Annotated in this window: 20 protein-coding genes and 1 tRNA gene; 8 read left to right on the top strand and 13 right to left on the bottom strand. The window is 68.0% G+C overall.

The window, feature by feature from the left end; all coding sequences use genetic code 11:
- Positions 1-123 precede the first annotated feature (123 nt).
- From ABDC25_RS05345 to ABDC25_RS05335, 3 genes are all read left to right on the top strand, one after another.
- Entirely contained in the window at positions 124-1089 is a 966-nt protein-coding gene (locus ABDC25_RS05345) for an acetylxylan esterase (RefSeq protein WP_347125201.1), read from the top strand.
- A gap of 89 nt (positions 1090-1178) precedes the next feature.
- Positions 1179-1907: a response regulator transcription factor gene (locus tag ABDC25_RS05340; RefSeq protein ID WP_017828429.1), complete on the top strand. Its 729-nt coding sequence runs from the start codon at positions 1179-1181 to the stop codon at positions 1905-1907.
- A gap of 26 nt (positions 1908-1933) precedes the next feature.
- Positions 1934-3433: an ATP-binding protein gene (locus ABDC25_RS05335; RefSeq protein WP_021198767.1), complete on the top strand. Its 1500-nt coding sequence runs from the start codon at positions 1934-1936 to the stop codon at positions 3431-3433.
- Between the two features lie 18 nt (positions 3434-3451).
- Here ABDC25_RS05335 and ABDC25_RS05330 read toward each other — a convergent pair whose 3' ends face one another.
- The 6 genes from ABDC25_RS05330 to ABDC25_RS05305 all read right to left on the bottom strand — a co-directional run bounded on the left by ABDC25_RS05330 (position 3452) and on the right by ABDC25_RS05305 (position 9048).
- Complete coding sequence (locus tag ABDC25_RS05330) at positions 3452-5026, bottom strand: flavodoxin reductase (RefSeq protein ID WP_167253388.1); 1575 nt, start codon at positions 5024-5026, stop codon at positions 3452-3454.
- Between the two features lie 14 nt (positions 5027-5040).
- Positions 5041-5922 carry an FAD:protein FMN transferase gene (locus ABDC25_RS05325; RefSeq protein WP_347125198.1) on the bottom strand — a complete coding sequence of 294 codons (882 nt, stop codon included), beginning with the start codon at positions 5920-5922 and terminating at the stop codon, positions 5041-5043.
- A gap of 14 nt (positions 5923-5936) precedes the next feature.
- The gene (locus tag ABDC25_RS05320; protein WP_167253385.1) at positions 5937-6410 is read right to left on the bottom strand and encodes an FMN-binding protein; all 474 of its coding nucleotides are present in this window, start codon (positions 6408-6410) and stop codon (positions 5937-5939) included.
- A 93-nt stretch (positions 6411-6503) separates the two neighbouring features.
- Positions 6504-7538: a ribose-phosphate diphosphokinase gene (locus ABDC25_RS05315; protein WP_021198771.1), complete on the bottom strand. Its 1035-nt coding sequence runs from the start codon at positions 7536-7538 to the stop codon at positions 6504-6506.
- Between the two features lie 6 nt (positions 7539-7544).
- A complete protein-coding gene (gene glmU / locus ABDC25_RS05310; protein ID WP_292768495.1) occupies positions 7545-8975 on the bottom strand; it encodes a bifunctional UDP-N-acetylglucosamine diphosphorylase/glucosamine-1-phosphate N-acetyltransferase GlmU in 1431 nt (476 codons plus the stop codon).
- Position 8976: 1 nt separating this feature from the next.
- Positions 8977-9048: transfer RNA gene (locus ABDC25_RS05305), tRNA-Gln, on the bottom strand.
- A 111-nt stretch (positions 9049-9159) separates the two neighbouring features.
- Between ABDC25_RS05305 and ABDC25_RS05300 the strand changes: the two genes are divergently transcribed.
- The 3 genes from ABDC25_RS05300 to ABDC25_RS05290 are packed head-to-tail and all read left to right on the top strand — an operon-like array spanning position 9160 to position 11128.
- Positions 9160-9633 carry a GNAT family N-acetyltransferase gene (locus ABDC25_RS05300; protein ID WP_347125194.1) on the top strand — a complete coding sequence of 158 codons (474 nt, stop codon included), beginning with the start codon at positions 9160-9162 and terminating at the stop codon, positions 9631-9633.
- A 30-nt stretch (positions 9634-9663) separates the two neighbouring features.
- Complete coding sequence (locus ABDC25_RS05295; RefSeq protein WP_021198774.1) at positions 9664-10158, top strand: MarR family transcriptional regulator; 495 nt, start codon at positions 9664-9666, stop codon at positions 10156-10158.
- Positions 10159-10177: 19 nt separating this feature from the next.
- Positions 10178-11128 carry a pseudouridine synthase gene (locus tag ABDC25_RS05290; protein WP_347125192.1) on the top strand — a complete coding sequence of 317 codons (951 nt, stop codon included), beginning with the start codon at positions 10178-10180 and terminating at the stop codon, positions 11126-11128.
- On the opposite strand, the gene ABDC25_RS05285 is transcribed toward ABDC25_RS05290, so the two are convergent.
- The 3 genes from ABDC25_RS05285 to ABDC25_RS05275 all read right to left on the bottom strand — a co-directional run bounded on the left by ABDC25_RS05285 (position 11115) and on the right by ABDC25_RS05275 (position 13831).
- On the bottom strand, positions 11115-11774 hold the full coding sequence (locus ABDC25_RS05285) for a methionine ABC transporter permease (protein ID WP_021198776.1): 660 nt from the start codon (positions 11772-11774) through the stop codon (positions 11115-11117). The two genes, ABDC25_RS05290 and ABDC25_RS05285, sit on opposite strands and share 14 nt — an antisense overlap.
- Positions 11774-12817, bottom strand: coding sequence for a methionine ABC transporter ATP-binding protein (locus ABDC25_RS05280; protein WP_021198777.1), 1044 nt, complete (start codon positions 12815-12817; stop codon positions 11774-11776). The genes ABDC25_RS05285 and ABDC25_RS05280 overlap by 1 nt, the downstream gene beginning before the upstream one ends.
- A 102-nt stretch (positions 12818-12919) precedes the next feature.
- The gene (locus ABDC25_RS05275) at positions 12920-13831 is read right to left on the bottom strand and encodes a MetQ/NlpA family ABC transporter substrate-binding protein (RefSeq protein WP_021198778.1); all 912 of its coding nucleotides are present in this window, start codon (positions 13829-13831) and stop codon (positions 12920-12922) included.
- Positions 13832-14126: 295 nt separating this feature from the next.
- Here ABDC25_RS05275 and ABDC25_RS05270 point away from each other — a divergent pair, with 295 nt between their 5' ends.
- On the top strand, positions 14127-14756 hold the full coding sequence (locus ABDC25_RS05270) for a hypothetical protein (protein ID WP_136025231.1): 630 nt from the start codon (positions 14127-14129) through the stop codon (positions 14754-14756).
- Positions 14757-14840: 84 nt separating this feature from the next.
- Here the strand turns inward: ABDC25_RS05270 and ABDC25_RS05265 are convergent, their stop codons facing one another.
- The 3 genes from ABDC25_RS05265 to ABDC25_RS05255 form a co-directional block, all read right to left on the bottom strand.
- On the bottom strand, positions 14841-15818 hold the full coding sequence (locus ABDC25_RS05265) for an NADP-dependent oxidoreductase (RefSeq protein WP_347125188.1): 978 nt from the start codon (positions 15816-15818) through the stop codon (positions 14841-14843).
- An 88-nt stretch (positions 15819-15906) separates the two neighbouring features.
- The gene (locus tag ABDC25_RS05260; RefSeq protein ID WP_347125186.1) at positions 15907-17673 is read right to left on the bottom strand and encodes a Na+/H+ antiporter; all 1767 of its coding nucleotides are present in this window, start codon (positions 17671-17673) and stop codon (positions 15907-15909) included.
- A gap of 40 nt (positions 17674-17713) precedes the next feature.
- Entirely contained in the window at positions 17714-19537 is a 1824-nt protein-coding gene (locus ABDC25_RS05255) for an ABC-F family ATP-binding cassette domain-containing protein (RefSeq protein ID WP_021198782.1), read from the bottom strand.
- Between the two features lie 91 nt (positions 19538-19628).
- On the opposite strand from ABDC25_RS05255, the gene ABDC25_RS05250 reads away from it, so the two are divergent.
- Positions 19629-20555: a hypothetical protein gene (locus tag ABDC25_RS05250; protein ID WP_347125184.1), complete on the top strand. Its 927-nt coding sequence runs from the start codon at positions 19629-19631 to the stop codon at positions 20553-20555.
- A gap of 45 nt (positions 20556-20600) precedes the next feature.
- Here ABDC25_RS05250 and ABDC25_RS05245 read toward each other — a convergent pair whose 3' ends face one another.
- Complete coding sequence (locus tag ABDC25_RS05245) at positions 20601-21716, bottom strand: DUF998 domain-containing protein (RefSeq protein ID WP_347125182.1); 1116 nt, start codon at positions 21714-21716, stop codon at positions 20601-20603.
- Between the last annotated feature and the right edge of the window lie 10 nt (positions 21717-21726).

Genomic DNA, 21726 nt, shown 5'->3' with positions numbered 1-21726 from the left:
ATGCACATAATGCAATTCATATGCGATCATGTCAATGGATCCGCCTCGCCGATCACGCGCGCTTCTCCCCCTGTCGGCGCCGGTAGCGTCATCGAGGCAGACCATCTCGAAAGGACGCCCGCGGTGACCCACAATCCTCCCGAGGAGATGACCGAGTACTCGCTGGGCGCCCTGCTCACGCCGCTCGCATCGCCGGACGAGCCCGAGGACTTCGACGACTTCTGGCAGGCGACATTCCAGGAGTTCGGCGTCGGACCGGTGGCGTGGAAGGTCGCACTGGAGCACCCCGCGACCGCGACGCATCGCGTGACGGAGATCCGCTTCCGCTCCTCGGCCGGGGAAGACGCCACCGCCTTCGTGATGCTGCCGCACGCCACCGCCGACGTCCGCAGCGGCCTCGTCGTCGGACATGGATACGGCGGTCGGACCGGACCGGACATCGAACGGGTGCCCGCCGGCACCGCGGCGATCTTCCCCGTCGCCCCCGGGACGCACGTCGGCACCGCCAGCCGCTTCCCCGCCTCGCCCGACGAACACGTGCTGGCCGGAATCGCACACCGCGACACGTACTCGCATCGGTTCAGCGCAGCCGACATCTGGCGGGCGGCGACGGTCCTCCTCGAGATGGCGCCGTCGGCGGCGACAGCTCTCGACTTCAGCGGCGGCAGCTTCGGCGGTGGCATCGGCGCCCTGGCGCTCCCCTGGGATGCCCGGTTCCGCCGTGCGGCTCTCGACGTGCCGAGCTTCGGGAACCACGATGTGCGCCTCTCGCGGCACTGCACCGGGAGCGGAGAGGCCGTTCGCCAGCACCTCCGTCACCACCCGGAGGTGCGGCCGGTGCTCGACTACTTCGATGCGGCGACCGCCGCACGGCGCCTGCGCATACCCGTGCACGTCAGCGCGGCGGTGCTCGACCCCGCGGTGGACCCGCGCGGACAGTTCGCGGTCTATCACGCACTGTCGGGCCCCAAGAGGCTCGGGGTGCGCGCAGGCGGTCACCTCGACGGACCGGTCGGCGTGCTGTCCGACCGACTCGCCCTGCAGGACGGCATGGATTTCCTCGCGCTTCCCGACGAGCGCATCGCGTGAGCGCGTCATCTCCTCGCGACGCGGCATCTCTCAGAGAACACATAGTATTCTCCATAGAAATCGCATAGGAGATTCCGCAGAATAGGGACATGACCAGCGACCTGCCCGAACTGCGCCGCCCCGACGGCTCCCCCCTGCGCATCCTCGCCGTCGACGACGAGCAGATGCTCACCGATCTCCTCGCCATGGCCCTGCGCATGGAGGGTTGGGAGGTGCGCACGGCCTCGTCCGGGATGGAAGCCCTCCAGGTGGCGCGCGAGTTCGAGCCCGACGCGCTGGTGCTCGACATCATGATGCCCGATCTCGACGGGATGTCCGTGCTCAAGCGGCTCCGCGAGTCCGGCAACCTCGTCCCCGTGCTCTTCCTCACCGCGAAGGACGCCGTGGGCGATCGCGTCGCCGGGCTCACCGCGGGCGGCGACGACTATGTCACGAAGCCGTTCAGCCTGGAAGAGGTGATCGCCCGCCTGCGCGCGATCATCCGGCGCACCGGTCACGCCACGGCCGACGACGGGCAGTCGATCCTGCGCGTCGCCGACCTCACCCTGAACGAGGACAGCCACGAGGTCGTGCGCGACGGCACCGAGATCGAGCTCACCGCGACCGAGTTCGAGTTGCTGCGCTATCTGATGCGCAACGAACGCCGTGTGCTCTCGAAGGCGCAGATCCTCGACCGGGTGTGGAGCTACGACTTCGGCGGCAAGTCGTCGGTCGTCGAGCTGTACATCTCCTACCTGCGCAAGAAGATCGATGCCGGCCGCACACCGCTGCTGCACACCGTCCGGGGCGTCGGCTACATGATCAAGGCTCCGCAGTGAGCTCTGCGACGGTGATGAGGCGGCCGATGAGCCTGCAGACACGGCTGATGACCGCCGTGATCGGGTTCGTCTCGCTGATCCTCATCATCGTCGCCGTCATCACCAGCGCGACGCTGGGCAGCACGTTGGAGCGGCAGCTCGACGAGAAGGTCGAGAGCTATGCCGCGGGCATCACGAAGCAGCTCGTCCAACAGGTCCCGGCTGAACGAGCCACGGTCGACAACATCCTCAAGGGCGGCAACCCGCAGATTCCCGGCCTGCTGTTCGCCGTCGCGAGTCCTGTCACCGGGGCAACCGGAATCGCCTTCGACAACTCGAACGGCGACCTCGGCGGAACATCCCAGGCTCTCACAGCGGATCAACTGCACGAACTCATCAGCGCTCTGGGCAGCGGCACGCCGGCGACCGTCTCGCTCGCGGGGCTCGGTTCCTACCGGGTCGTCGCAAACCCTGCGAGCACGGGCGTCGTGGTTGTCACCGGACTCCCCCGTGACGAGATCCAGAACCAGCTCACGCAACTGCTCACCGTCATCGCCCTCGCGACCATCGGCGGGCTCATCCTGCTGGCGCTGACCACTGCGATCACGATCAGAGTGAGTCTGCGACCACTGCGTGCTGTCGCGATGACCGCGACCAGGGTCGCCAACCAGCAGCTCGATCGCGGCGAGGTGACGATCACCGAGCGCGTACCGGCGTCCGAGGCGGATCCGCGCACCGAGACCGGGATCGTCGGCGCCTCCCTGAACAAGCTGCTCGATCATGTGAACACGTCGCTCGCCTCCCGCCAGAAGAACGAGGAGCGGATGCGGCGCTTCGTCGCCGACGCCAGCCACGAGCTGCGCACCCCGCTCGCCTCCATCCGTGGATACTCGGAATTGTCGCTGCGCGCGCTGCGTCAGTCGAACGCGCAGGCGGAGCGTCCCGAGGTCATCGAGGGTACGACCTCGTCGTTGGAGCGCATCCAGGCCCAGTCGCTGCGGATGACCCGCCTCGTCGAGGACCTGCTGCTGCTGGCCCGACTCGACGAAGGCCAGGAGCTCGTCTACGGCACGGTCGACCTGACCCAGCTGGCCCTCGAAGGCCTCTCGGACGCACGCCCGACCGCGGCCGACCACCACTGGAACATCGACGTGCCCGATGAACCCGTCACGATCGTGGGAGACGCCGGACGCATGCATCAGGTCGTCGCGAACCTGCTCGCGAACGCCCGCACCCACACGCCCGCCGGCACGACCGTGACACTGAGCGTCGCGCAGGAGGGTGAGGATGCCGTGCTGCGCGTGCACGACGACGGTCCGGGCATCGACCCCGCCATCCGTGACGAGCTGTTCGCCCGTTTCGCCCGTGGAGACAGCTCGCGGGCCCGGCAGACCGGCGGCACGGGCCTCGGACTCGCGATCGCGAAGGCCATCGTCGAAGGGCACCATGGCTTCATCACCGTCACCAGCGAACCCGGTGACACGACCTTCACCGTCCGCATCCCGCGTAACCCGGCGGCAGCCGACGACGACACCGCCGAGGCCTGACCCGACGGGTCCCTCGGCTCAGTATCCGGCGAACGCGTCGGTGGTGAGGCTGCGGGCCTTCTGCAGGGCAGGGGCGAGGTCGGCGATGAGCCGCGGCGGGCCCGAGATGAACGCATGACGCATGGCCAGGTCGGCGACGGCGCGCTCCAGGGTCTCCGCATCCAGACGTGCGCCTCGCGCCCAGGACCAGTGCGCGGGCAGATCGCCAGGCTCGTCACGTGTGAACACCACGGTGCGCACCCCCGTCGCAGCGAGCTCATCGCGGAAGGCGAGCTCTGAGGCGTCGGAGGCGACATACACGAGCACCACATCGCGGCGCTGACCGGTCGCCTGCAACTGCCGCAGCTGCGAGACGAACGGTGTCACCCCGATGCCGGCCGCGACCATGAGCACCGGCTGGTCTCCGCGAGGAAGGATGAAATCCCCCCAGGTGCCGGTCACCGCGAAGGTCGCCCCCGGCTCTGCGGCGGCGAGAGCGCGCTTGTAGCTCGACGGATGCTTCTGGTCGCCGTTCTTGTACGCGATGCGCAACGTCGGAAGATCAGCCGGTGCCGACACGATGCTGAACTCTCGACGGGTTCCGCGTGCGTCGGGGCGATGATGCGGAACGTCGAGCTCGAGGTACTGCCCCGGAAGGAAGCGCACGCGCCCCTTGGCACGGAACGTCAGCTCCTGCGCGGTCGGGGTGACGAACTCACGCCGCTCGAGCACGAGCCGCACAGAACCGCGCAGGGCGAACGCGAACGCCACCAGGTTGCCGATCAGCAGCGCACGCTCCTGACCGAGGGTGAACAGCCCGGCCACCGAGATCGGCCACCCCGCGAGCAGACCCACCACGACGGCCACGACGAGCTGTTGCCGACGGCGCGGCGGGAGGGTCAGCGGCTCCGAGAGCATGAACGCCCCGAGGAACAGGAAAGGCGACTGCAGCACCGCGAACTGCAGCGCCGTCACGATGTCGAACGAGATGTCGAACTCTGTGGCCTGCACCATCTGACGCACGACCGACGTGGCGACGGCGACGAGCAGGAACACCAGCACGATCCGGATCTTTTCGGTGCGCCACAGCACGGCGAGGCCCAGCACCGCCACAGGGATCGTGAGCACCGGCGTGCCGACCCACCACGACGACGAGGTCCCCAGCCACTCGAACGCTCCGAAAGCGCCGAGGATCGAGACCACGGCCGCCCCGAACGCGGCGGGGTTGAAGATGTGCCGCCCGCGCCACGCGATCAGGTACTTCGAGACACTTGCGACGGCGCCGGCGAGAGCGAGACCGAGGAGCGCGCCAGGCTCGATGCCCGGCCGGAGGACGAACAGGAGGATGAGTGCGGTCACCAGTGACGATTCGACGCGCCAGGGGAGTCGGAGGATGCGCTGCGCCACCGCGTCCACGGCGGAGATGACGACCGCGAGCACGAGGAACGAGGCCACGAGCTCGAGCGGGGTCGGCGAGACGATCACGCCGAAGAGCGACAGGACGAAGGCGATGACCGCGAGTGCGACGAGCGCGAACAGCACGAGGCGGTACATCGACAGCGAGCCCAGCACCGCGAGGACCCGCTGTCGTGCGGCGGCGAATGAGGTGATCACTTCTCCACTCTTCCCTAATTCCGACCTGAGGGGTGCGACGCCCCCGCGGCGACGAACAGTTCGGCCGGGCATCCGGGCGAGCGCTGCACGCGCCCGTCGGTGCTCATGCGCACCCACTCGACGTTCCACATCGCTGCGAGCTCGACACCGCCGTCGAAGAAGAGAGCCGTCGCCACGGCGTCGGCCGTCATCGCCTCCGGCGCCCATGCCCAGGTCGCGGCCCACGTGCGCACGGGCATCCCGGTGCGGGCATCCAGCACATGATGCAGCCCGCTCCCCCACGCCCTCCGGTTGATCGCCGAGGCGCACAGCGCCTGGTCGTGCACGTCGACGACCCCGATCGCCTTCGTCGGATCGTACGGGTGCTCGAGGCCGATGCGCACACCGGAGCCGCGGACCCGGATGTCACCACCGGCGTCGACCACGAGGTCTCCGGGCACCGCTGCCAACACCGCCGCCACGAGGTCGACGAGACGCCCTTTGCCGAGCGCGCCGACATCGATCAGGGCAGGCGCCGAGGCCGCGACATCGGTATCCGTCCAGGACACGTCCTGTTCCCAGTCCGCCGGTGCGCGCACGGGTTCACCCGGCACGAGGGAGTATTCGGCGTCGTACCCGAGCGCGTCGAGGCTGTCCGCGACGAGCGGGTTGACGGCGCCTCCGGTCGCGGCGGAGAGCCCACGGTACGCGTCGAGCATCGGCCGGGCATCGGCGGAGGCGAAGCCGCCCCCCTCACGTCCGAGGCGCACGACTTCCGAATCTGCACGGAATCGGGACCACTCGCGGTCGAAGCGGTCGATCTCCGCCATCACCGCGGCGCGTGCCGACTCCGGCAGGGGTTCCGTCGTCTCGATCTCCCACTGCGTCCCGATGGCCTCGAAACGCCAGCTGGCCATGGTGGATCAGGCGCCTAGGCGGCGGCCTGCTCCTTGATCGCCTCGACGGCCTTGTTGAACCCACCGCTGGTGAGCGACGAGCCGGCGACGCGGCTGACGTTCAAGTCGTCGAGAGCCTTGCCGTCGACCTGCTCGGCGATCCCGTCGATGAACTGCCCCTGGTACTGCTTGCTCTCTGGGGCCTGCGGGTCGCCGGTCACCTCGACATCGGTCACGACGCCGTCGGCGAGGGTCAGGGTGACGGAGATCTGCTCCACCGTCTCGGGCGTCTGGTACGACCCATCGGCGGTGTAGGTGCCGTCGGCGTAGGTTCCCGTGGAGTCGCCGCCGGAGGACGACGAGGAGGAACCGGCGTCCGGAGTGCTGCTGTTGTCGGCGGGCGCCTCGGCGTCGGCGTTTCCGGAGCATCCGGCGAGGACGAAGAGTCCCGCGATCCCGAGGAGTGCGGTTCCCTTACGGACAGAGGTCGGTACGGTCGTGCGGATCATGGTGGTCCTCCCGGCTCGGTGTCGGCCGACGCGCTCGTCGGCCATTCGACCGTAAGCACCCCGGCTATGCGCGGGCTGTGCCGTGACGATGCGTTACGCGTCGCCGCCGAACATGCTCGTCACCGAGCCGTCTTCGAACACCTCGTGGATCGCGCGCGCCAGCAGCGGGGCGATCGGGAGGATGGTCAGCTTGTCCCAGCGACGTGACTCGGTGAGCGGGATCGTGTCGGTGATGACGACCTCGTCGATGGACGAGTCCTGCAGCCGATCGGACGCCGGGTCACTGAAGATCGCGTGCGTCGCTGCGACGATGACGCGATGGGCGCCGTTCGCCTTGAGCGCCTGGGCGGCCTTGACGATCGTGCCGCCGGTGTCGATCATGTCGTCGACGAGGAGACAGGTGCGGCCGTCGACGGCACCGACGATCTCGTGCACGGAGACCTGGTTCGCGACCTTCGGGTCGCGACGCTTGTGGATGATCGCCAGCGGTGCGCCGAGGCTGTCCGACCAGGTGTCGGCGACGCGCACGCGGCCCATGTCGGGCGAGACGACGGTGAGGATCTCACGGTCTTCGGGCGACAGCGTGCGCTCGAAGTAGTCCAGGAGCACGGGCTTGGCGAACAGGTGGTCGACGGGGCCGTCGAAGAATCCCTGGATCTGCGCGGCGTGCAGGTCGACGCTCATGACCCGGTCGGCGCCCGCGGTCTTCAGCAGGTCGGCGACGAGGCGGGCGCTGATCGGCTCACGTCCGCGACCCTTCTTGTCCTGACGCGAATACGGATAGTACGGCGCGACGACGGTGATGCGCTTGGCCGACGCGCGCTTGGCGGCGTCGATCATGATGAGCGTCTCCATGAGCCACTCGTTGACCGGCTCGCCGAAGGTCTGGATCAGGAAGAGATCCACACCGCGGATCGAGACCTCGAAGCGGGCGTAGATCTCGCCCGAGGCGAACGTCCGGTGCTCGACCGGTGCGATCTCCGTGCCGAGGGCCTCGGCGACCGCTGCGGTGAGTTCGGGATGCGAACGTCCACCGGCGACGACGAGCCGCTTCTTGGTCTTCGCGATGATCCCGGGGGCCACGCCGTTGTCGCGATCCAGATCGACCGTCTTCTTCTTGCGCGCCATGTCCGCCTATTCCGCCGAATTCTCGCGGGACGCAGCATCCGCCGCGCCCGTCCCTGCTCTGTTCTTCTCGACCCAGCCCTCGATGTTGCGCTGGGGGGCGACGCTCATGGCCAGCGCGCCGGCGGGGACGTCCTTGCGGACGACGGCGCCTGCACCGGTCTTCGCACCGGCTCCCAGCCTAACGGGCGCGACGAGCACCGTGTGCGACCCGGTGTGCACCTCGTCACCGATCTCGGTGCGGTGCTTGTTGACGTCGTCGTAGTTCGCCGTGATGGTGCTCGCGCCCAGGTTCACCCCGCGGCCGATCGTCGCATCGCCCACGTAGGAGAGGTGCGGAACCTTGCTGCCCTCGCCGATCTCGGCGTTCTTGGTCTCGACGTAGGCGCCGATCTTGCCTCGGGCTCCGAGGATCGTGCCGGGGCGGAGGAACGAGAACGGGCCGACGGTCGCCTCGGCACCGATCACGGCCAGCGTGGCATCGGTGCGGCGGACGATCGCGTCCTCCCCGACCTCGCAGTCCACGAGTGTCGTGTCCGGACCGATGACGGCACCGGAGGCGATCACCGTGGCGCGGAGGATCTGCGTGTTCGGGAGGATCGTGACGTCGGGTGCGAGCTTCGCGTCGTCGTCGATCCAGGTGGTGGCGGGGTCGATCACGGTCACGCCCTCGAGCTGCCAGCGACGCACGATTCGCTGGTTGAGCAGGCGCCCGACCAGAGCGAGCTGCGCGCGGTCGTTGACTCCATAGGTGACCGTGACATCGGACACCACCGATGCCGCGACACGGTCGCCGTCGCGACGGAGCAATCCCGGCACATCGGTCAGATACATCTCACGCTGGGCATTGTCGAGACTCAGCTGGGGCAGGTACGCCCGCAGCGTCGCGGCGCGGAACACGTACATCCCGGCATTGATCTCGCGGACGGCGGCCTCTTCCTCGTTCGCATCCTTCTGCTCCACGATGCGGTCGACCCCACCGTCGGCATCGCGCACGACGCGTCCGTAGCCGGTCGGATCGTCGACCAGTGCGGTCATCAGCGTGGCCGGCGCGCCCGAGGCGCGGTGCTCTGCGAGGAAGGCGGAGAGGGTGTCGGCATCGGCGAGTGGACAGTCGCCGGAGAGGACGAGCACGTCGCCGTCGAAGTCGGTGGGGAGCGCATCGATGGCCACCTGCACCGCACGACCGGTTCCGGGGATGTCGTCCTGATCGACGAACACGGCGTCGGGGTAGTCGGCGGCCAGCGCCGCGACCACCTGGTCGCGTTCGTGCCGCACGACGACCTCCACGTGCGCCGCCTGCAGCCGGCCCGCTGTGGTGAGCACATGCCCCACGAGCGGACGCCCGCTGATCGGGTGCAGCACCTTGGGCAGGCGCGACTTCATGCGCGTGCCCTGTCCCGCAGCGAGGACGACGATGGCGAGATTGTTCCCAGTCATGCTCCGCCGCCAGGACTCGAACCTAGACCTCACAGCTCCAAAGGCTGTCGTGCTGCCATTACACCACGGCGGACCGCGCCGCCCACGAGGGCGCCGCGGCATCAAGTCTGCCATGCCCCGGCCCCGGTTCCGCTGACACCCCGTGCGTCATCCACCCGAAACACCGCTCTGGGATGCTGGCGTCATGAGCATCGTGATCGAACGGGTGGAGACCGCAGACCCCGCCCTCGCCGAGTTCCTGATCGCCCATCATGCGGAGTTGGAGCACACGGCTCCACCGGAGAGCCGTCATGCCCTGGTGTTCGAGCGTCTGCTCGCCCCGGGAGTGCGGCTGTTCGCCGGGCACCTCGACGGCCGCCCCGTCGCCACCGGCGCCCTGGCGACGGTGGCGGAAGGGCACGAGGAGATCAAGTCGATGCGCACCGACCCCGCGCTGCGCGGGCGCGGTCTCGGACGCACCATGCTCGCCTTCCTGCTGGAGGATGCCGAGGCGCGCGGCATCAGCCGTGTCTCGCTCGAGACCGGGAGCGCCGAGTTCTTCGTCCCGGCGCGCGCCCTCTACTCCGCCGCCGGCTTCCACGAATGCGGCCCGTTCGGCGGTTACGTCCTCGACCCGCACAGCACCTTCATGACGATCGACCTGCCGGCGGCGTCCTGATCCCCGAGCCGCACACGCGATAATGGGCGGATGAGCGAGGTGGATGAGGTCGACCGGATCGTCGGCGCGTGGAACACCCAGCGCCCCGACCTCGACTTCTCCCCGCTCGAGGTGCTGTCGCGGATGGACCGGCTGTCGCGCCACCTCGACCGTGCCCGACGCGACGTGTTCCGCCGCAGCGACCTGGAGCACTGGGAATGGGATGTGCTCTCGGCGCTGCGCCGAGCAGGGGCGCCGTTCCAGCTCTCCCCCAAGCAGTTGCTGCAGCAGACTCTGGTCTCGAGCGGCACGATGACCAACCGGATCGACCGTCTTGTCGGCCGCCGCTTCGTGCGCCGCGAGGCCGACCCCGGCGACGGGCGCAGCGTGCTGGTGACGCTCACCGACGATGGGCGCATCCGCGTGGATGCCGCCATCACTCGTCTCGTCGATGTGGAGGCCGACCTGCTGCGGGCCCTCTCGCGCTCGGATCGGGATCGCCTCGCGGGGCTGCTGCGCAAGCTGAGCCTGAGCTTCGACTCGTGACCGGCCGCATCTGATGGGCATGCCCTCCCCCCTCCCCGTGCGTGACGGCGTGGGAGCCACACGATTGCACGTGCCCCTCTCCGGCTCGTGGCCCACCGTCGCCGCCTACATGGTCGAGCGCTTCTTCCACCTCGACCCCGAGCGTCTTCTCCAGCGGTTCGACCGCGGCGAGATCGTGCGGGCCGACGGCTCCCCCGTCCCGCGCGACGCCCCGCTCGGCAGCGTCGAATTCGTCTGGTACTACCGCGAACCCGCCGTCGAGACGCGGATCCCCTTCGAGATCGAGGTCCTGCACCAGGACGAGCATCTCGTGGTCGTCGACAAGCCGCATTTCCTGCCCACGACTCCCGGCGGCAAGTTCCTGCAGAACTCGGCGCTGGTGCGCCTGCGCAACCTCCTCGACAATCCCGACCTGGCGCCGATCCACCGCCTGGATCGCGCGACCGCCGGCCTGCTGATGTTCTCGACACGACCGGCGACCCGCGGCGCCTACCAGCTGATGTTCGAGAAGCGGCAGGTGCAGAAGGTGTACGAGGCGGTGTCGGAGCTCCCCGATCACGGCGAGCTCCCCTCGTTCCCGCTCGTCTACCGCAACCACATCGAGAAGCCCCGCGCCCAGGTGCGTGTGCAGGTCGACGATGCCAGGGAGCCGAACGCCGAGACGCTGATCGCGCTGATCGGCAGCGACGATCGCGTGGTGCATACGCTGCTCCGCCCGCACAGCGGCAAGATGCACCAGCTGCGCGTGCACCTGGCCGCCCTCGGCATCGGCATCCTGAACGACCGGTTCTACCCGGAGCTGCTCGACGACCTGCCCGACGACTTCGACCGCCCGCTGCAGCTGCTCGCTCGTGAACTGCGCTTCATCGATCCGCTGAGCGGGACGGAGCGGGTGTTCACCACTCGTCGCACCCTGCAGGAGGCGCCTGCCGACGAGAACCCGGTCGAGGCTCCCCTCAGCGGCGCATGACCTTGCGGGCCAGGCGGGTTCCGAGCGTCTGCGCCACGTGCACGAAGACGACGATGAGCAGCACGGCCGCCCACATCACCACGGGCTCGAACTGACGACGTCCGTAGGTCAGTGCGAAGTTTCCGAGACCGCCTGCACCGATGTAACCCGCCATCGCGGTCATGTCGATGAGGGCGACGATGACGAACGTGTACCCGAGGATGAGCGGCCCCAGGGCCTCCGGGATCACGACGGTGAAGAGCGTCCGCCAGGGGCCGGCCCCCATGGCGCGTGCGGCTTCGATCACTCCGGGTGAGACCCCGACGAGATGCTGTTCGACGATGCGGCCGATCGCGAACATCGAGGCCACGACGAGCGCCACGATCGCGGCGTTCGTGCCGATGCCGCTGCCCACGATGAAACGCGAGAACGGGATCAGCACCGTGATGAGGATCACGAACGGGATGGGGCGGAAGAAGTTGATGAAGAGGTTCAGGACTGCGGAGACCGCCCGATTCTGCAGCATCCCTCCCGGCCTGGTGAGGTACAGACCGACGCCGATCAGACCGCCCAGCAGGCCGCCCAGCACCAGCGTGAGAGAGACCATGTAGAGAGTCTCGACAGCAGCCGTCCAGAACTCGGGCCCCAGCTCGATGAGACGATCCATCAGCGCACCTCCTCGCTGTCGATGTCGGACACGTCGACATGTGGGGCGATGCTCGCGAGCGTCTGCTCGATGACACCGTCCTCACCGCGGATCGCGAGAGTGAGGTGTCCGAAGGCACGCCCGCGGATGTCGTTGATGCCCCCGAACACGAGCTCGAATTCCAGTCCCGCGTCGGCGAGCTGGAGAAAGACCTGCGCCTGGGACGGACCGCCGTCACGGAACGAGAACGTCACGAGGCGTCCATCGTGACGTTCACGGAGCACCGCCCGTTCAGACGGAGAGGGCACCCCCTTCACGACCGTGCCGACGAACCGCTGCGAAGCGGCGTGCTGTGGGTTGGAGAAGACCTCGAACACGTCGCCGTGCTCGATGACGCGACCGCGGTCCATGACGGCGACCTTCGTCGCAATCGTCTGGATGACATCCATCTCATGCGTGATCACGACGATCGTCACGCCCTGTTCCTCGTTCACCTTCTTGAGCAGTGCCAGCACCTCGTGCGTGGTCTCCGGGTCGAGCGCGCTGGTCGCCTCGTCTGCGAGGAGGATGGCCGGCCTCGTGGCGAGGGCTCTGGCGATGCCCACACGCTGCTTCTGACCGCCGGAGAGCTGTTCGGGGTATGAGCGCGCCTTGTCGCTCAACCCCACGAAGCTGAGCAGCTCGGTGACACGCGCCTCGATGTCGGGCTTCGACCACCCGGCCAGCTTGAGCGGATACGCGACGTTCGCCCGCACGCTCTTCGACGAGAAGAGGTTGAACTGCTGGAAGATCATTCCGATTCCACTGCGCACCCGGCGCAGCTCGCGCTCCGCGAGAGCCGTGATCTCCACGCCATCGACAGTGATCCGCCCCTCGGAGGCAGGCTCCAGAGCATTGATGAGACGAACGAGCGTCGACTTGCCTGCGCCGGAGTATCCGATGATGCCGTAGACATCTCCCTGATCGATCTGCAACGTGACGCCGTCGACCGCCGTGATCTGCTCGTCAGCCCCAGCCGGGGACGGGTATCTCTTCGATACGTTCTCGAGGGACACGATGGGCATGGAGTGCTCCGGTCTTGAAGGGGAAAGGAAGGGCGTGGTCGACCTGCAGACGACGAATCGGGCGACGCTCGCGCGTCGCCCGATTCTCTCAGGTCGACCTGATCAGCTGTTCGCCGCGACGTCCTTCTGAACGTCCTTGAGCAGCGAGGCCAGCTCGTCGGCCGGTGTCTGCAACGTGACGCCGGTGCCGCCCGACGACTTCGCCAGGCCCTCCTGCACGTTCTTGTCGGTCTGGAAGATCTCGACCAGCTTGAGGTAGGTCTCGTTGTCGACGTCTTCGGCGCGCGACGCGAAGATGTTCACGTACTGGAGCGCACTCGGGTCCTCGGGGTCGTCGGTGAAGAGCGCGTCGTCGAACGAGAGCCCCGCGTCCTCCACGAAGTCGTTGTTGATGACGGCTGCTGCGACATCGGGCAGGGCTTCAGGGGTGAGGGCCGCTTCCAGCGCTGTGACCTTGACCTTGGACGTGCTCTCATCGACGTCAGCGAGATCCGAGAAGGCGGTGCCGCCGTCCTTCAGATCGACGAGTCCGGCGGCCTGCAGCACCAGCAGCGCCCTGGCCTGGTTCGAAGCATCATCGGGTACAGCGACGGTCTCGCCTTCCGGGATGTCCTTCACGGAATCGTACTTCGTCGAATAGAGACCCAGCGGGTAGATCTGCGTCGATCCGATCGCCGCGAGATCATCGCCCGATGCCTCGTTGTACTGAGCCAGATACACGATGTGCTGGAACTGGTTGAGGTCCACCTCGCCCTCGCTCAACGCAGGGTTCGGAAGCTCGTACGAACCGAAATCGACGAGCTCGACCGTGATGCCTTCCGCCGCAGCCGCATCCACGAACGCGGGCCACTGCGGATCGCTCTCGCCGACGACGCCGATCTTGACGACCTCGTTCTCGGACGATCCCTCACTGCCGGATCCGGCATCGGACGACCCCGTGGCGCACCCGGTGAGTGCGACGAAGAGCGGGACCGCGGCGAGCGCGGCCAGGATGGAAGTGGTACGGCGTGACATGTGAAGGAGTTCCTCTCTTGGGGGACTCGAATACGTTAGGCAGGCCGCGCGACGCACGCGGAATCGAGTGTCACACGGCGTCACAGCGACAGGTCGACCGTCTTCACCCGACTCGGATCGACCGCGCACGCCTGTGCCCTGGCCGTGCGTCATCGAACGACACAGTCGGCGACGGCGAGAAACAGTCGGCGACAGCAGGACACAGTCGGCGACAGCAATCGCACCGTGTGTTCTGCTCGACGCACTCGAAAGAGTGTCGGTGCCGTCCGGCACCGATCCAACGACCGGAGACGTCATGAAAACACGAAAGAAAGTCGCACTCGCCACGGCCACCGCGGTACTTCTGTCCTTCTCGCTGCCCGCCGCCGCTCACGCGGCGACAGAGGAGCATCTGTACGCGAACTCGACAGTCGTCGTCACGGATGTGAGGACCGGAGCGATCGTGTATCAGCAGTCGGAGCAGATCCCTGTGGATACGAACAGCACGTCGGCCACGATCGAGGCGCGGATCCCTTCGACCGAATCATCAGCTGCTCCAACTGAGCCGGGCATCATCGCCCCGCGGTCCTCCGTCGGCGGGAATCACGACAACGGTTCGGTCAAGTCGTCGATCACGATCCAGTACACCTTGAAGGGCGATCAGATTCGGACAGAGAAGGTCACGGGCAGCTGGACGCCCGACCCGGGGTTCGGACTCAAAGAGCGGAAGGTGGAGATCTACAGCGGCGGTGGAGTGCCGTCGATCATCAAGAAGGCGCCGACGGCGAACAGCTATAGCTACAACACCGGATGGGGCTTCCAGATCAAGCCACCGCAGAACTCTCTCACCTCCCCACGGGTGCTGGCCGAGGTGAAGTACCAGCTCTCGGGGACGGGCAGTGCGTGGCTGAAGCTGACGCACTGGGTCGACCTGTCCGGTATCTGATCCCGTGGTGAGGAGGGTCCGAGCAGTGTTCGCACACTCGGACCCTTCTCTCACCTCACACGCGGAAGCGTGCGGCACACAGCGTCACAGCTGGTGCGAAGAGCGCGGTGCGCGCAACGCCAGCTTTCCCACGTAATGGCTTCGCAGCGCGTGGTGCGCCTGGGCGACCTCGGCCGCGTCGAACACCTGCGCCACGTGCGGGGCTATGAGACTGGACTCGATGACCTCGTTCAGACGCTGCAGCGCCGCTCGGCTGCGGTCGCCGTCGTAGAACGACACACGCTCGACGACCTCGGCCGACGGTGGCGGATTCACACCGTGCGCCCACGCGATGCGCCCCGACGGTGCCACCCCGCGCAGCGCATCCTCGGCCGCCCGACCTCCGGCGGTGACGAGTGCGCCGTCGAGGCCCTCCGGAGCGAAGCTCTCGATGGCCGCCATCACGTCGTCCCGCCTCCCGTCGACGACGACATCGGCGCCGAGGCCCCCGGCCAGCGACACGCCGTCCTGTCCTGAGGCGACCGCGAACACCCGGAGTCCACGGTGTTTGGCGAGCTGCACCGCGAGGTGACCGATCCCTCCGCTCGCGCCGAAGATCATCACGGCGTCTCCGGGGCGCGCATCGATCGTGTCGAGTCCGCTCGTGGCCGTCAGTGCGTCCCAGGCGAGCACTCCGGCCTGCTCGACGGTCAGCCGCGCGGGCACCGGGGCGACATGCTCCTGGTCGACCACCGCATACTCGGCGTAGAACCCGCCTCGCGGGACGGGGGTCGACGCGGCGTACACCCGATCCCCCGGGGCGAAGCGCGTCACGTCGGCGCCGACCGCCTCGACCGTTCCCGCCCCTTCCCACCCGAGGATGTAGGGGAAGGTCGACGGCACGCCGAAAGCTCCCTCGTAGTGGCCTTCGCGCTCCTCCCGATCCCATGACCCGATGCCGGCGACATCGATGCGGATGAGTACATCACCTTCGCCGACCGCGGGGATCGGAACCGACTGTTCACGCAGCTCCCCCTCGTCGCCGAATCGATCGAGAATGATGGCTCTCATCATGGTGGGCATCGGTCTCCTCGTTCTCAGGCGGATCGTTCTGGCGGGTGCGCGCCGTCGTCTCGATGCGCTCCGACGGCGGTGTCGTCCGCTCGGGTGTTCAGTCGTACTCCTCGATCCCCTGCAGGCGCACCTGCTCGAGGTCGAGTCGGGCGGAGATGCGGCGCACGACGATGTCGTCGACCGTGCCGGCGCCACGCAGCCCGAGGAGGACCTCACGCTTGCGGTCGATCAGGGCGAGCTTGAGTCGCGTGTGCTCCTCATGCCGGATCAGCGGCGAGCGCTGCGCGAGGTCGACATCGGTCGAGGTCGCGATCATCTGCAGCACCGTGCCGTCGGTGCCCTTCCCCTCCGTCGCCTGCGAGGTTCCGCCTCCCGTGGTGGGGTCGTCTCCGATGTCGGCGGTTCCGGCACCGAGGGGGTCGGGCTCGCCGAGCATCTCGTCGAGAGCATCGGCTTCCGCGTCGACGAGGGCCTGCTCGCGGGCCAACGACCGGGCGTTCGCGAACTCGAGCATCTGATAGCCCTCCGACCGCACGCGATCGAGGACTTCCTGACCCACGCCGTGCTCAGCCGCGAGGTCGTCGAGAGCGGCGAGCGCCGCCCCGGAGATCGCCCGCTCGGCGAGTTCGTATTCCTCGTCCTCGACGTGGTCGACGGGGAACCGCGCCCACCGCACGATCGCGGGCAGGAGCGGCCCCTGCACGAGCAGACTCAGCAGGATGACGCCGGCGGTCACGAACACGATCTCATCGCGTCCGTTGATGGCCCCACCCTCTGTGATGCTCGTGGGGACAGACAGCGCGATCGCGAGCGAGACGGCGCCGCGCATACCGGCGACGGTGGAGACGACTCTGGCCCGTGCCCTGGCGCCGCGTGCGGGTCTCGGCCCGGCCTGACGCTGGAACAGCACGTTCACCAGCTGGAACAGGTAGCGCACGGCCAGCAGCGTCGCCCAGACGGCGAGCGTGATGAGCACCAGGCGACCGATCGCCGCCGCGGAGATCTCATGCACGACGTACTGCACCTCGAGCCCGATCAGGACGAACAGGGCGCCGTTGAGCAGGAAGACGCCGAACGGCCACGCCGCGTCGGCCTGCCGCCGGGAAGAGGCCGTCGTGACCCTCGGCGACACGTAGGCGACGATGAGACCCGCGACCACGACCGCCAGCACACCGGAGGCGTGCACCATCTCGGCGACGAGGAACGCCGTGAAGGGAATCAGGAGCAGAGCGACGTTGATCACGATCGTCGACGACGTGCGCCGCAGCAGCAGGTACCCGAGAGCCGCGACGATGACACCGGCCGCGATGCCGCCGACATAGGAGACCAGCACGTCGAGCGTGACCGACAGCGGGGTGATCTGGCCGCCGAGCGCCAGCGACACCGCGATCGCGTAAAGCACCAGCGCCGTGCCGTCGTTGGTCAGGCTCTCGGCCTTGAGCTTCATGAACATGCGGCGCGGCAGCAGACGCCCGAGGGCGGCGACGGCCGTGGCATCCGGCGGCGCGACCGCGGCACCCAGGATGAGGGCGATCTCCCACGGCATCCCGAACAGCACTCCGATACCGGCGACCGCGAACGCCGAGGCGACGACCAGCACTGTGCTCATCGGCAGGATGTAGCGGAAGTCACGGCGGATCGACCGCAGAGACGTGGTGAGGCTCTCCCAGAAGAGCATCACCGGCAGGAACAGCAGCAGCACCGTTTCGGGAGGCAGCTGCACTTCGCGCAGCGGAGGCACGAACCCCAGCAGCAGTCCGAAGATGACGAGGACGAGGGGCAGCGCGAGACGCACGCGCGGGGCGATCAGGGTTCCGACGAGAATCGTGAGTCCGAGCAGGACAGTTACTTCGAGGCCTTCCATCCCTACCTCCCAACAGCGTTGAGAGAAGGATATTCCTCCGTCAGCCGATCTCCTCCGTGAGTTCGAACCAGCGCAGCTCCAGCTCCTCGATCTCGGCCTGCTGGTCGCTGATCTTCTTCATCCGGTCGCCGAGGCCCGCATAGTCGGACTGGTCGTGGTCCGCCAGCGCGGTCTTGGCGGCGTTCACCTGCTGCGTGAGCTTCTGGATGCGCCGCTCGAGAGCGGACACCTCCTTCTGCGCCGTGCGCAGTGCCGCACCGTCGAGCCCCTTCGCGGCAGCTGTGGCCGTCGCCGTCGCTGCGGCCGTCGCGGTCTGCTTCGACCCGGTGGAGGACTGCAGGTGACGCAGTCGCAGATACTCGTCGACCCCGCCGGGGAGGTGACGCAGGTGACCGTCGAGGATCGCGTACTGCTGGTCGGTGACGCGCTCCAGGAAGTACCGGTCGTGGCTGACGACCAGGAGCGTGCCCGACCAGGAGTCGAGAAGGTCCTCGATCGCGGCGAGCATGTCGGTGTCGAGGTCGTTGGTCGGCTCGTCGAGGATCAGCACGTTCGGCTGGTCGAGCAGCACGAGAAGCAGCTGCAGGCGACGCTGCTGTCCACCCGAGAGATCCTTGACCGGAGTGGAGAGCTGGGCGGAGTCGAACCCGAGCCGTTCGAGCAGCTGCCCGGGCGTGAGGTCCTGCGCCTTGGAGCCGGCCCCCATCGTGTAGGAGGTGCGCAGGCCCGAGATGATCACACGCACCGGGTCGTTCCAGTGCTGGGTGAGCTCGTCGAGCCGCTGTGTGAGGGTCTGCACCTTCACCGTCGTGCCGCGCTTGACCCGTCCGACGGTCGGCTCCACGGTGCCGGAGATGAGGCCGAGCAGCGTCGACTTGCCGGCGCCGTTCACACCGAGGATCCCGGTGCGCTCCCCCGGCGCGATGCGCCACTCGATGTCGCGCAGCACGACCTTCTCGCCGCCGTCCGCCGTCGGGTAGGTCACCCCGACGTCGAGCAGGTCGACCACGTCCTTCCCGAGTCGCGAGACGGCGAGCGACTGCAGCGACACCTTGTCGCGGATCTCGGGGACGTCGGCGATGAGCTCATTGGCCGCGTCGATGCGAAACTTCGGCTTGGCCGTGCGGGCCGGAGCGCCACGGCGGAGCCACGCGAGCTCCTTCTTGGCGAGGTTCTGACGCTTCGCCTCGGTGGCGGCCGCCATCCGGTCGCGCTCGACGCGCTGCAGGATGTACGCCGCGTAGCCGCCCTCGAAGGGCTCGACGATGCGGTCGTGCACCTCCCAGGTCTCGGTGCTGATCTCATCGAGGAACCATCGGTCGTGCGTCACGACCATGAGGGCGCCCGAGTTCGGCGACCAGCGCTTCTTGAGGTGTCCGGCGAGCCAGGTGATCGCCTCGACGTCGAGATGGTTGGTCGGCTCGTCGAGGGCGATGACGTCCCAGTCTCCGGTGAGGAGCTTCGCGAGCGACACCCGACGCCGCTGCCCACCGCTGAGAGAACCGATCTCGGCATCCCACGGGAGGTCGGTGAGCAGCCCTTCGATGACGTCGCGGATCCGCGCATCGCCCGCCCACTCGTACTCCGGGGTGTCGCCGACGACCGCCGCACTGATGGTGAGGTCGTCTGGCAGGTTGTCGGCCTGATCGAGCACGCCGATCCGCGTTCCTCCGCGCACCGTGACGCGTCCGGAGTTCGGTTCCTTGATGCCTGCCAGCATGCCGAGCAGGCTCGACTTGCCGTCGCCGTTGCGGCCGACTATGCCGATGCGGTCGCCCTCCTCGATGCCGAGGGTCACGGAGTCGAAGACGACCCTGGTCGGATATTCGAGGTGGAGGGCTTCAGCCCCGAGAAGATGTGCCATGTTCCTTCCAGGGTAGCCGCGTGCGACGAACCGTCCGGCCGTTGCCCGGAAGGCTGCCTCCGACGGACGTCGCCCGATCTAGGATCGACGGGTGCCAAGGAATCGCCGGGTGTTCTCGCTCATGCTCGACAATCGCAAGGCGAAGCTGATGGAGTCGAAGAGACGACCCGGTCGCTTCGAGCTCAGCGTCGATGGGATTCCGCAGTCCGTCGTCTCGATGACCGATCCCACCGCGCTCGAATACGACTACATCCAGCACATCGCCAGAGCGATGGACGCCGCGGCGGAGCCCGGTGCCCCGCTGTTCACCGTGCATCTGGGCGCCGGAGCACTCACGCTGGCTCGCTACGTCGCGGCCACGCGTGCCGGGTCCCCGCAGCTCGCGGTGGAGTTCGAACCCGCCCTCTACACCGCGGTGGTCGCCGCCCTGCCGCTGCCCTCCGGCACCGATCTGCGCGTCATCTTCGGCGATGCGCGAGCGGTCGCAGACGCGGATCTCCCCGACGAGAAGCGCTCGTCGGCGCCCTCGTCCTCTGTCCCCGCGGTCGCCGCGGCTGCAGCGGAGAGCACCGCGATCGACACCGACTGGGTGGATGCGCAGTTCACCGTCGTGGATCTGTGGGATGCCGCGGTCATCCGACATCGTGTGGCCAGCCAGGAGTTCTACCGCCGCGTCGCCGCACGCTCCGCCGCGGCGGGCGTCGTGGCCGTGAACCTGCTCGACGGGCACCCGTTCGAGTACTCACGGCGACAGGCGGCCACCCTGCGCACCGTGTTCGACCACGTCGCCGTCGTCCTCGACGCCGAACCGGAGGATGATGAAGGGCCACTGGGCAACGTCGTCATCTTCGCGAGCGACGAGCCGCTGAGCATCGTGACGATCCCCGAGCTTCTCGGCCCGCCACGACCTCATATGCTCCACGACGATTCTCTGACGTCGTGGATCGCCGAAGCGCGCATCATGACCGACGCCGACGGCACGGACTCCCCCGACCCCGACGATCCGATCTGGGACTAGCCCCGGCGCGACCGCCTCGTCAGCCCGCCTCGTCAGCCCGCCTCGTCAGCCCGTCTCGGTCGCTGCATCGGCCGAGACCGCCGGTGCGGTGACCGACCCCGCCGTGCGGAGGAACACGATGATCCAGCTGAAGATCAGCACGGCGGCGATCAGCTCGACAGCGGTGAGGTTGTAGTAGCCGACCGCGAAGAAGGCCGCGAGCAGGATGATCACCAGCACGTAGATCCACCCGAAGACCACGAACACACGAGGGATGGTCGGCAGGAACCACGGCAGGCCGACCACGATGATCCCGAACACCACGGTCATACCCGTCGCGACGGTGTTGTGCAGGAGGAAGAACTCGTCCACCGGGAAGATACCGACGCACGCGAGGAAGATGCCCATCAGGATCAGTCCGCCGCGCACCATGAAGCGTCCTCGCCGTTCCTCCGGGCTCTCGGCCGGGAGTCCCGCGGTCGCGTAGCGGGAGATCGTCGTGATCATCACCCCGGCGATGACCAGCGTCACATTGAACGCGACCGATGCGCTGTTGGTGCTCATGCCGAGCGCTGACAGGTTGTCGCGCCACCAGTGCACGTCGCTGGAGGCGAGCATGCTGGCGAATGCGCCGACCACGAGGAAGACGGCGAGCACCAGCGACAGCACCATCGGGGTCAGGGCGACGGCACTGAGGAAACAGACGTATCCGGTCAGCGCGAAGGCGACCGCCACCAGGATGGCGCCGGGGAACGGGAACACCGGGGCATCGGTGAAGCTCCGCTCGAGGAGCTCGGCGACGCCGAGCCAGCCGAGGTACGCGATGGCCGCATGCGCGAAGGCGATGGCGGTGAGGTCGTACCACCGCAGCCGATCCCCCGGCACGCTGAAACCGTCGCGCGCCGCGCGGGGGTCGGGCTGCGCGGGTCGCACGGCGACGCGCCCGAGGGTGAAGGCGATGACGGCGGTGATCGCGCCCCCGTACGCCGCGAAGACTCCGATCGAGCCGCTGCCGCTGATCGCCAGGTCGTGGCCCCAGAAGACCGGGAGTCCGATCAGGAATCCTGCGACGAAGAAACCGGCGCCGACGATCAGCGCCGTCGCCTCGAAGACGGCCTCCGCCGTCGCCGGGCCGCGCACCTGACGCAGCACCTGCATCACCCTGCTCGCGAGTGCGTTCATCCTCGTCCTT

It is taken from the genome of Microbacterium sp. SY138, from assembly GCF_039729145.1.
GTDB lineage: Bacteria > Actinomycetota > Actinomycetes > Actinomycetales > Microbacteriaceae > Microbacterium > Microbacterium maritypicum_A.
The sequence above is the reverse complement of the archived record's forward strand: the minus strand, read 5'-3'. Positions and strand labels throughout refer to the sequence as shown.